Here is a 10,533-nt window from a genome sequence, read left to right as displayed (position 1 = left end):
GAGAGCGATGTTCCGGCCTTCGACCCACCCGTCCGCCCGAAGCTGCTCGATCATCGGCCGGAACAGAGCATCGAAAGCCGGGGTACGGGGTCCTCCGATCGAGATCAGGCCGATCCGGTGCACTTCGCCGGCTTGCTGCGCGTCGGCAGTGACAGATCCGACGAGTGCACCAACAGCCACCCAGCAGAATGTACGCCGGTTCATTCGATCACGTGATCCGCCTGCCGGGGCAGCGAGGGGTGGGAGATGGTCAGGCTGAGGGCTCTGGCGACCGGCATGCCAAGGCCGAGGACGATGAGGAGAGCGACCCTTCCCAATGCGCACCTACCCGCCTCGGGGATCGGACACGGAGAAGGCAGGTCGTCAGACGGGGGAGTGCAAGGTGGCCTGCGCCTTCGGCGCCGGTCACGCCTGCGTTCGTCTAGCCACTGGCGGCCCGCTTTGGACGAGCCCTCTTCTAGCCATTGCCGGTAGCTGAGGCGCTGACTGCTTTCTCCAACTTGCCCTTAGCCTTGGCCAACCGTGCCTCGTGAGGGTGATCCTCGCTCGCAGTTTGGCGAGCACGGCCTCAAGGCGCTCCACGCGGTTGCGCAGCCGTTAAGCTCGATCAGGCTTTGTCTTAGGTGTCTTGGCGGTCTGGTGCTTGCGGGCAGGGTTTCTGGTCTCGTGGGCTGTGTGTTGTTGAGCGCTCACTGGGTGACCTCCTTGGCTTGTTGGGGTTAGGCTCTCGGGCAACGACAGTTGGGTGGGTTGGTCCTCTGGGTGGGTTGGTCCTCCGGCGGCCGTAATCATCCCGCGCTCGGATGCTCCCCGATCTTGTGCTGGCATCAAACGATGCTAGCATTGCGCGTCACACGGGCGGCATCGCTGCCGCTCTGCGGTCGCTCCCGCCGCCGGCTGCGGCTGCGTGGTGTGGCCGAGAACCCCAATGCTGGTCGAACAGCTCGTCAACGGCATCATGCTGGGCGCGGTCTACGCGCTCATCGCGATCGGGTACACCCTGATCTTCGGGGTGCTCGGCATGCTTCACCTCGCCCATGGGGAGGTGTTCATGGTGGGCGCCTTCGTCGGCCTCGTCGTGGCGCTGCACGCGCCGAGCATCATTCTCGCAATCGCGGCCGCGATGGTGGCGACCGGCCTGCTCGGCCTGCTCGTGGAGCGCGTGGCGTTCCGACCGCTCCGGGGCGCGCATCACCTCGCCCCGCTGGCGACGACCATCGGGGCGGGCATCGTGCTTCAGGAGACCACGCGCTGGTACTTCGGCGCCGAGCAGCGCGGATACCCCCGGACACTGGCTGACGCCATCTGGGAGATCGGCCCGCTGCGTCTGTCCTCGGTCCAGGTCTTCATCCTCGCCGCTGCCGTCGTGCTCATGGTCGCGCTCCATCTCTTCCTCTCGCGCACGGGGCCCGGTCGAGCGATCCGGGCCACGGCCGAGGATCCGATCGTCGCCGGACTGCTCGGCGTGAACGTCGAGGCTGTGGTGTTGATCACATTCTTCGTCGGCTCTGCCCTCGCCGGGGCCGCCGGCGTCCTGGTCGGCCTCGCCTACAACTCCGTGCATCCCTTCATCGGCGTGCAGATGGGCATCAAGGGGCTCGTGGTGATGCTGCTGGGCGGTCTCGGCAACGTGGCCGGCGCCATGATGGGGGGCCTGGTGCTCGGCGTTCTGGAGGTCCTCGGAGCCGCGTACCTCGCCTCCTCCTACCGTGACGCGTTCGCGTTCGGCGTCCTCATGCTGATCCTCCTGCTCCGGCCCGAGGGGCTGCTGGGCGCCACGGTGCAGCGGCGGGACTGACGACATGCTGAGCCCGCACGTCGAGGACATCCTCATCCAGCTCGGCATCAACATCGTGCTGGCCCTGTCGCTGTACTTCCCCTTCTCGGCCGGGCAGCTGTCGCTGGGGCAAGGAGGCTTCATGGCCATCGGCGCCTACGCCTCGTCGTGGCTCGGGGTCGCCCTCGGCTGGCCGTGGCCCGCCACGTTCGCCGCGGCAGCGCTGAGCGCCGCCGTGATCGGGGGCCTCGTGGGGCTCCCGGCCCTGCGCGTGCGAGGCATCTACCTGGTGCTGATGACCCTCGGCTTCGGCGAGATCGTCCGCGTGTTCTTCCTTAACTTCGAGCCCACGGGCGCCGCTCAGGGCTACCGTGGGATGGCCTTCGTGACGGACCTCCCGCTGGTGGCGGCGATCGTCGTCGCGGTCTCGGTACTCGCCGGGCGCACCGCTGGCTCGCCGCTCGGCCGGGCCTTCGCCGCCATCGGTACCGATGAACTCGCCGCCGAGGTGATCGGCATCGATGTCACGCGGGCCAAGCTCGTCGCGTTCGTGGTGGGCGCAGCAGTCGCGGGTCTGGCCGGCGCCCTGTGGGCCCACTACGTGCTCTTCATTGACCCGGAGGAGTTCGGCTTTCACCGCTCGGTGATGCCCTTCACGTTTCTCGTCGTGGGCGGCATGCAAACGTACTGGGGACCCCTGGTCGGCGCCACCGTCCTCACCGTGCTACCCGAGTATTTGAGGTTCCTGCAGGAGTGGCGGCTCGCCTTCCTCGGCGGCGCTATGATCCTCGTCATGATCGTGCGCCCACAAGGCCTGGTCGACCGGCGGCTGATCGACGCCCTCGGCCGGGCGCTGCGATACCTGCTTCCCCAGCCGGCGCGCGGGCCGGCCGGCTGAACGAGCCCCGTTTCGCCAGTGGAAAGGAGATCGAACTATGACACGACGACTACCTCTCATCATGGTCGCCACCGCTGCGCTCGCCACCCTGCTCGCCGCCGTCCCGGCCGATGCGAAGCTGGAGGGCAAGGCGGTCAAGCTGGGTGCGATTTACTCCATGACGGGCAAGGGTGCCGAGTGGGGGGAGCATAGCAAGGTCGCTACGGAGATCGCCGTCGAGGAGATCAACGCCGCCGGCGGGATCGGGGGTATCCCCGTGGAGATCGTGATCACCGACACGGCCACCGAGGTCGGGCAGGCGATCACCCTGGCGCGCCGGCTGATCCTGGAAGACAAGGTCCTGGCTGTGCTCGGCCCCTGCTTCTCTTCCGAGTTCGAGGCGCTGGCGCCGCAGCTGGTCCGGCTCAAGACCATCATCCTCTCGCAGTGCTCGGCCAAGCCGGGACTCGGCAAGCTCTCGGAGTGGGCGTTCCGAAACACGCTGACGAGCGACAAGCAGCTCGACCCCGCCACGCGGATCTGGAAGGAGCGGTACAAGATCAAGACCGCCGCCATCCTCTACGACTCGGCGGACGCCGTCTCCGCCGCCGAGGGCTCGAAGGTCCTGCCCGCACTGTTCAAGAAGCACGGGATCTCCGTGAAGGAGACGCTGACCTACCAGACAAAGGACATCGACTTCAGCGCCCAGCTCACCAAGATCAAGGCGGCGGCCCCCGACGGCATCGCGCTCGGCGCCTGCTACCAGCAGGCGGCCAACATCGTGCGCCAGGCCCGCAAGCTCGGGCTGACCCAGCCCTTCCTGGCCGGAGCCTGCACGGGCTCGCCGGAGTTCGCCGAGATCGTGGGCAAGGACGGCGAGGGGAGCATCATCGGCTCGGCCGGCTGGCCCGACGACCCGGCGCCGCGCATGCAGTCGCTCATGAAGAAGTTCGTCGCCCGGGCGGGCAAGAAGTCCAATTACGGGGGCCTGCGCTCCTACGACAACGTCTACATCCTGAAGATGGTCATCGAGCGCAGCAGCGTGACGAACCGTCCCGGCGACCTCGAGTCCGACCGCGCCCGGATCCGGGAGGGGCTCGCCAAGCTCGACAATTACGACGGCGTCGTGGGTCCCATCAGTTTCGACGAGCACGGCGACGGCTCCGGCAAGCCCACGGTTCTGGTGGTGAAGGACGGGAAGTTCCAGAAGGTCGAGTACTGAGCCCGGAACGCCGGTGCCGCTGCTAGAGGTCCGGGGGCTGTCGAAGTCGTTCGGCGGGCTGAGCGCCCTGAAGGGCGTTGATCTGACGGTGGAGAAGGGCACCGTGCATGCCCTGATCGGACCGAACGGCTCCGGCAAGACCACACTCCTCAACTGCGTCACCGGCATCATCCGGCCCGAGGCCGGCGCGGTGCTGCTTCGCGGCACGCGCCTGAACGACCTGCGACCACACCGCCGCACGCGGCTCGGCCTCGGGCGCACGTTCCAGAACATCCGCTTGTTCGGCGGCATGACGGTACTCGACAACGTCGTCGTGGGGACGCCGTGGCGTCTCGGGGACGCCTTGCGGGCAGCCTGGGCGTATCCCCCGTTCGTGATGCCGGCGTCCGAGCGCACCGCTCGGCGCCATGCCATGGAGTTGCTCGCCCGGGTGGGGATGGACGCGCGCGCCGGCATGCCGGCGACGGCCCTGCCCCTGGCCGACCAGCGCCGTGTCGAGATAGCGCGGGCCCTCGTCGGCGACCCCGCCCTGCTCCTCCTCGACGAGCCCGCAGCCGGGATGACACCTGCCGAGAAGGCGAGCCTCCACCGAGTCATCCGTGGGATTGCCGGCGCCGGCGGGACTGTCCTCCTCGTCGAGCACGACATGCCGCTCGTGATGGAGGTTTCGGACAGGGTCACCGTGATGAACTTCGGCGAGAAGATCGCCGACGGTCCTCCCGGCGCGGTGCGCCGGGACCCACGCGTGATCGAGGCCTACCTGGGCGAGGAGCCCTGAGGTGCTCCACGTCGAGGGCTTGACCGCCGGCTACGGCAAGGTCGTCGCCGTCCACGAGGTCTCGCTCGATATCGAGGAGGGCGAGATCGTCGCCCTCATCGGCCCGAACGGCGCGGGCAAGTCCACGCTGCTGCGCGCCATCGCCGGCGTTGTGGCGCCGTCGGCCGGACGGGTCGTCCTCCGGGGCCGTCACATCACCGGGTTTCCTTCTCATCGCGTCGCCCGCCTGGGACTGCGGCTGGTTCCCGAGGGCCGGGGTCTTCTGGGCCGCATGACCGTCCACGAGAACCTTCTTCTCGGCCAGCATGGCGCCGGCGACCACGGCGCGCAGGATATCCTCGAGCGCGTCCTCGATCGCTTCCCGGTCCTCCGCGCCCGCCTGCACCAGCGGGCGGGCACACTCTCGGGAGGCGAGCAGCAGCAGCTCGTTATCGCCCGAGCGCTCGTGGCGCAGCCCCGGCTCGTGATGATTGACGAACCATCGCTCGGGCTGGCGCCCCTCCTCGTCCGCGAAATCTTCGGCATCCTGGCTGAGCTTCGACGTGACGGCCTGACGGTGCTGCTCGTGGAGCAGAACGCCCGGCAGGCGCTCCGGATTGCGGACCGCGCCTACCTGCTCGAGACCGGTCGCATCGTCCGGGCAGCTCCGGCCTCCGAGCTGCTGGCCAGCCAGGCCGTCATCCAGGCTTACCTCGGCGGCGCCTGAGCGCCCGTCAAGTGATGAGCGATTCAGCGCTGCATGTCGGCGCGTGTGGTCCGCGGCGGCTCCGCTTTGCACCGACGGGAGAGCCAGTTGCCTCGGAGCGCAAATCGTTCCCCCGATCTTCCGCCGCATGCAGCGCGTCGAACTTCTCTGGCGACTGGCGGACGGAGGCGAGCGACCCCGCAGAGGACGCCCGCCGCCTTCACCACCGGCTCGAGATGGGGCTTGACCGGGTCCGGATGGCGTCGCAGACTGAGTGCGGCTCCGCCATCGGATCGATGATTTTCCACTTCCGCCTCCCCGGGCGCGGCGTCTTCTGGAGCGCCGCGCGACGTCACTCATAGGGCTGCGGCCGGCAGCCCGACGAACCGCTTCGTCCGCTCTCGAACCCCCACTGGCCTGACCTCGAACGCCGGACTTAGCGCGTCGGGGGCACCCGGTCCTGAGGGGAGTCAGGCGTGCCGGTACAGCCGGGGATCCGGGCGGGAGCAGGATCACGAGGTCGCCCACGGAAAGGAGGATGGCCATGGTGAACGTCACCGCGCGTGCACGCGAACTGCTGTCGTTCGCCCTGGACGAGATCGCCGAGGCCCCCGACCAGCGGCTCCGGCTTGGGCCCCGCGAACAGCTCTGGCTCGCCCTGGACGAGATTGCCGAAGCGCCCGACCAGGGGTTCCAGTTCGGACCGACGGGCCCGGGGCAGCTTGGCGTCTTCCCTGACACCGAGCGGGAGGATGACCAGGTCGTGGAGCACGATGGTCACCCAGTGCTCGTGCTCGATCGGGAGATCGTCGACGCCCTGGCGGGGTGGACGATCGACATCGAGGAGACCGAGGAGGGGCCACGGTTCGTGCTGAAAGCCTGATCCCCGAGGGTTGGCAGTCATGGGATGACGAAGACGCTCGGCGCCACCGGCGTGCGGCGCCGTGCCGTCGGGCTCTGTGACCCCTGAGAAGGAGGTTCAGATGATTTCGGTGACATCCGAGGCTCGACAGCTCCTGAAGCAGAAGCACGTCGAGACCATCCAAGCGGGCGGCGTCGGTCTCCGGCTGGCGGCGACGCCGGCGGGGAAGGTGGGGCTCACACCGGCGTCCGCACAGGCGGGCGACCAGATGGTCGAACACGATGGTGAGGTGGTTCTCGCGATCGCGCGCGATGTCGCGCAGCGCCTCGATGGCATGATGATCGACTGCGAGCACACGGAAGAAGGGACCCAACTCACCATCCGACCGCCGGGCACCGCCTGACGCCTGTGCAGTCGAGGAGGAGGGGGTGTGACGCGCGACGGGCCAAGGAGCGTGTGGACTTCGTCGACGATTCATTTCCCACCATCGACGTATTTGCGCGCGGTGCGCGGGTCAAGCCCAGTGCGCTTGGCCACCTCGGCGTACGTCCCCAAGCGTCGGTAGAGCATGGCGCAATATTGGGCCAGAAGCTCCGGTGCCGTTAGCTCACCGGAGCGCAGCTTTTCGACCAGCGCGTTGCCCGGCCAGGGGTAGCCACGAGGCAGGCTGCGCTCGAGCGCCTCGAGGACCGTGGCGACGATCGCGGAATCCTGGGACCCGGCGATGCGCCCGACGAGCAGCCGCACGAGCGCTTGTTCTCGTGGCCGCCCAGCGGGGTGAACGTACGCTCCTGAAGCACCTGCAACAGCTTGATCTGGGCCGGGATCGATACCTCGCCAATTTCGTCCAGAAACAGCGCGCCGTGCTCGCTGCAGCGCTCGAACACGCCCTGGTGGTGGTCCATGGCCCCGGTGAAGGCGCCTGTACGGTGGCCGAAAAGCTCCGACTCGGTTCCAGAGCGCTGCCTCGTAGCCGCGCATGTCGTGCGTAAAGACGTTGTTCCACAGCGCTTCGCGGAGCCTGCGCATGGATTCGCACTCGCCGGCAAGCGAGCCGTGGATGAAGTAAAAGGCGCGCCGCAGTTGGAAGAACGATCCGAACATACGGACGGCCCGCTCTTCGGACAGGCCGCCGCGTGACAACTGGGCGATGGCCTCGTCGGCGAACGGCACGGTGAGCGAAGGGCCGCCGTGCGTCGCCTGGCGCTCGATGAGGGCGTCGATCGGCGCCACGTAGCGGTGATAGCAGATGTACAGGAGGCCAGGCTCCAGCAGGCGCCGGTCCTCGACCCCCAGTCGCTGAACTCACGGTCGGCTCCGTTGAGCCTGATCCTTGGCATGCATTGAATGTATTCGCCAGCCGATGGTGATCGCTCTGGTGGGGATGGTTGCCCTCGGCCAATGGGGATGCGCCCTCAAACGGATCGGCGGTCCGTCGTTGGAAGAAGTTCGAGGGCAGGTGGGCGTGATCGGCGTGGCCTCGCCGTCCGATGTGCCAGCCGTAGACCTCAAGACGCCGACGAGCGGCAAGGGGGTGGCCGCAGCGACAGGCGCGGGGGCCGGCTTGGTTGCCGGTGGTCTGCCCGGCGCGACCATCCTCAAGGGCATGGCGGGCTGCGGCGCCGCGCGAGAGATTGGCGTTCTCATCTGCGGCCCGTTCGTGGCCTTTGGCCTGGGCTTAGCCGCCGCCGGAGGCACCATCGGCGCGCTCACCGGCGCCCTGTATGGAGCGGCGAACGCCGAGGCTCCCTCCAAGGAGGTCGGAGCGGTCCTGAAAAGCGCCGTGGGAGAGCGGAATCTCCAAGAGGCGCTACGGGAGAGCGTTCTTCAGGCCGGGCCGCAGCAGACAAGCCTGGCGTTTGTGCCGATTGAACCGGCTGTGCAGGCTGGGGATCCAAAGCTCGTCTATGCGGGTAACACAACAGCCGACACGATTGTCGAAGTGGTGCTCAAGACTATCCGCCTGACACGCGAGGGCCCAGGGGCAAATCCCCCGGTCACGCTCGTCGCGAGCACGCACGCCCGTCTCGTGCGGGCCGCAGACCTCCGCGAGCTCTACCGCCACGTTGCCACACACCGGAGCGAGAGACGGCTGTATGAAGAATGGGGCGCCGACGATGGTCAGCACTTCAAGGAAGCCCTCAGCACGGCGTCAGACGAGATGGCGAGAGAGATCATTGAGGTGTTCTTCGTTCGATCGGAGCCCCCGGTTGTGGCCGTGGTGCCGGAACGTTCTACGCCGGCGGTCGTGAGCTCCGCCGCCCCGCACCAGCCCGCCCCATCGTGGAGCCCCGCCAAGAGCACCGCCGACGCCGCGAAGCAGATCGCTTGCCAGCGTCAGTACCTGAACGGATTTGCCGACTGGCGTGACCGGCTGCCGGAGTATCGCGCATGTCTTGCGCAGTAGTGGTGAGGCTCCTCGGGTGGGTGTGCCGCCACGATCTTGCTCCAGCTTGCGTGAGTTTTTTTCACAGGCAAATCGGAGGCCGAACATCATGATAGCTGCCAGAGGCAAGGAAGCGTCCCCTGGGAGGGACTTCATGGAATCGACAAGGCGTCGAGTGCATCGTGCTTGCCGCAGCGTCAGCATGATCCTAGCGATCATCTTCGCCGTGAACGGTTGCGCTTCTGCTATCAAGGGCGTGGAGGAGGCGGACCTCGCCCGGCTCAGGGACCAGGAGGTTGTGGCCGTTCACTACCCGGCGCCTTCCTTTTTCGTGCGAAAGACCGCGCCGAAGGGCGGTCAAGTGGTCGTGGCCCCGCTGATCCTCCTGCCGTTTGCGATGGCGACCGCCGCTGCTCAGAACTCGGCTCAAGAGGCCGAGGAGCGGGCGGCTGGCACCGAGCTGGCGAACGAAGTCGGCCTTGAGGACCCAGTCGGAGGCCTGAAGGAGCGCCTCGCGTCGCGGCTGGCCGGAGGAGCGGGGATCCGTGACATCCGGTCCGTAGCGGCCGCCATGGACAGCGACGATCTCAAGAGCCTAAAGCAGGCGTTCGGCTCCTCCAAGACGGTGCTCGACCTCAAGACCACCGGCTGGGGCCTCCACTACCACGTCGCGGACCCGAAGACCTTCGTCACCCTGTACCGGGTGCGAGCCCGGCTCATTCGCCTCGACCAGGAGAAGGTCCTGTGGAACGCCGAGGTCGGCTGCTTCTTCGCGGGCGACCGCCGGTTCGGGACGCCGACACTGGACGACCTGAGGGCCGATGGGGGCGCTCTGCTGAAGACGACGATGGCCAAAGCCGCCGAGAACTGCGTCGCGCCACTCCTGGCGCGCTTTCACGGCGAGGCGGTGGCGCAACACGCCGCGAGTCAGAATGAGGCCCACAAGGTGACCGTGGAGCCCGCGACATTGGCGCAGGCCGAGGCCGCGCTCTTCGGCCCCGCGGGACTTGTCGAGGGCTCACAACGGTTCGAGGCGAAGTTCCAGGGTCTCACGCTCACCGCGAAGGACCTCCCGCGACTCCGGACGATGATGAAGGATGCGGCCGCCTCGCCATGGCGGTCGGAGGTGCAGTTCCGCGGCACGATCGACGGTGTGGCGTTCAAGGCCGAGATGGACAAGGGCAGCAGCGGACGCGCCGAGTATACGTTCGAGGGCCTCCAGTTCGATGACGAGGAACAGGCGTCGGCATTCCTTACGCCGCTCCGGGGGCGTGGCGTTCGCGAGGTGAAGCTCGTGGGCGCCGCCGGCGGCCAGTCCACCAAGATCATCCTGGCGACGTCCGCCTCGACAGGGCTCTCACCGTCGCCGCCCGACGATGTAGGCTCTGCCCGTGGCCCTGTCGACGAGTCACCGCGTAAACCGGCGAACGACACGCCGGCAGGCCCGGCGCCGGCTTCGGCGGTATCGCAACCGACGGGGGCCCCGAACACGCCTATCGCGACGGCCGCAAGCGCCACGCCCAGCGTGGAGAGTCAGCTCGAGCGTCTCGACGATCTGAGGGCACGCGGCGTCATCACGGAGGATGAGCACGCGACCCTTCGCAAGCGTGCCCTGGAGAGCGGTCGCCTGACCCCCCCGGGCCCGACCGCCTCGCTCACCGCCCGACCCCCCTCGCGTCCCTCCGTGGCGCCGGGTGCACTCAACTGGCCTTCGGTCGGCTCGAGCTGGGTTCTCTCGGAGCGGACGTCTGGCTCCTATGGGTCCGGCAGGCGACAGGTGACGGTGACGTACGACGGGGAGAAGATCTGGGAAGGCAAGAAGGTGCGCGCGTTCAGCGGTGACACGCTCACCACCTACGTCGATGACCGTCGCCGGATCCTCGCCCGCGTCAGAAGCGGCACGGTGGTCGAGCTCTTCGAGCCGTATTTTGCCTTCGCCCACTGGC

General features: G+C 67.9%; 11 protein-coding genes. 10 read left to right on the top strand and 1 reads right to left on the bottom strand.

The window, feature by feature from the left end; genetic code table 11:
• The 8 genes from VFR64_07635 to VFR64_07600 all read left to right on the top strand — a co-directional run.
• Positions 1-216: hypothetical protein (locus tag VFR64_07635; protein ID HET9489609.1), on the top strand; the 216-nt coding region annotated here is incomplete at its 5' end.
• Positions 217-928: 712 nt separating this feature from the next.
• Positions 929-1,798, top strand: a complete 870-nt coding sequence (locus VFR64_07630; GenBank protein HET9489608.1) for a branched-chain amino acid ABC transporter permease — start codon at positions 929-931, stop codon at positions 1,796-1,798.
• Between the two features lie 4 nt (positions 1,799-1,802).
• On the top strand, positions 1,803-2,675 hold the full coding sequence (locus VFR64_07625) for a branched-chain amino acid ABC transporter permease (GenBank protein ID HET9489607.1): 873 nt from the start codon (positions 1,803-1,805) through the stop codon (positions 2,673-2,675).
• A 37-nt stretch (positions 2,676-2,712) separates the two neighbouring features.
• Positions 2,713-3,876: an ABC transporter substrate-binding protein gene (locus tag VFR64_07620; GenBank protein ID HET9489606.1), complete on the top strand. Its 1,164-nt coding sequence runs from the start codon at positions 2,713-2,715 to the stop codon at positions 3,874-3,876.
• 13 nt (positions 3,877-3,889) lie between these two features.
• Positions 3,890-4,654, top strand: coding sequence for an ABC transporter ATP-binding protein (locus tag VFR64_07615; protein HET9489605.1), 765 nt, complete (start codon positions 3,890-3,892; stop codon positions 4,652-4,654).
• A 1-nt stretch (position 4,655) separates the two neighbouring features.
• Positions 4,656-5,360 (top strand): ABC transporter ATP-binding protein, encoded by a 705-nt coding sequence (locus VFR64_07610; GenBank protein ID HET9489604.1) that lies wholly within the window; start codon positions 4,656-4,658, stop codon positions 5,358-5,360.
• 523 nt (positions 5,361-5,883) lie between these two features.
• Positions 5,884-6,222, top strand: a complete 339-nt coding sequence (locus tag VFR64_07605; protein ID HET9489603.1) for a hypothetical protein — start codon at positions 5,884-5,886, stop codon at positions 6,220-6,222.
• Positions 6,223-6,298: 76 nt separating this feature from the next.
• On the top strand, positions 6,299-6,604 hold the full coding sequence (locus VFR64_07600) for a hypothetical protein (GenBank protein HET9489602.1): 306 nt from the start codon (positions 6,299-6,301) through the stop codon (positions 6,602-6,604).
• Between the two features lie 199 nt (positions 6,605-6,803).
• Here VFR64_07600 and VFR64_07595 read toward each other — a convergent pair whose 3' ends face one another.
• On the bottom strand, positions 6,804-7,541 hold the full coding sequence (locus VFR64_07595) for a sigma 54-interacting transcriptional regulator (protein HET9489601.1): 738 nt from the start codon (positions 7,539-7,541) through the stop codon (positions 6,804-6,806).
• Between the two features lie 23 nt (positions 7,542-7,564).
• On the opposite strand from VFR64_07595, the gene VFR64_07590 reads away from it, so the two are divergent.
• Both VFR64_07590 and VFR64_07585 read left to right on the top strand, forming a co-directional pair.
• Positions 7,565-8,608: a hypothetical protein gene (locus VFR64_07590; protein ID HET9489600.1), complete on the top strand. Its 1,044-nt coding sequence runs from the start codon at positions 7,565-7,567 to the stop codon at positions 8,606-8,608.
• Positions 8,609-8,624: 16 nt separating this feature from the next.
• A partial coding sequence (locus tag VFR64_07585; GenBank protein HET9489599.1) for a hypothetical protein occupies positions 8,625-10,533 on the top strand: 1,909 nt, incomplete at its 3' end.

It is taken from the genome of Candidatus Methylomirabilota bacterium (assembly GCA_035709005.1).
Lineage (GTDB): Bacteria > Methylomirabilota > Methylomirabilia > Rokubacteriales > CSP1-6 > 40CM-4-69-5.
The sequence above is the reverse complement of the archived record's forward strand: the minus strand, read 5'-3'. Positions and strand labels throughout refer to the sequence as shown.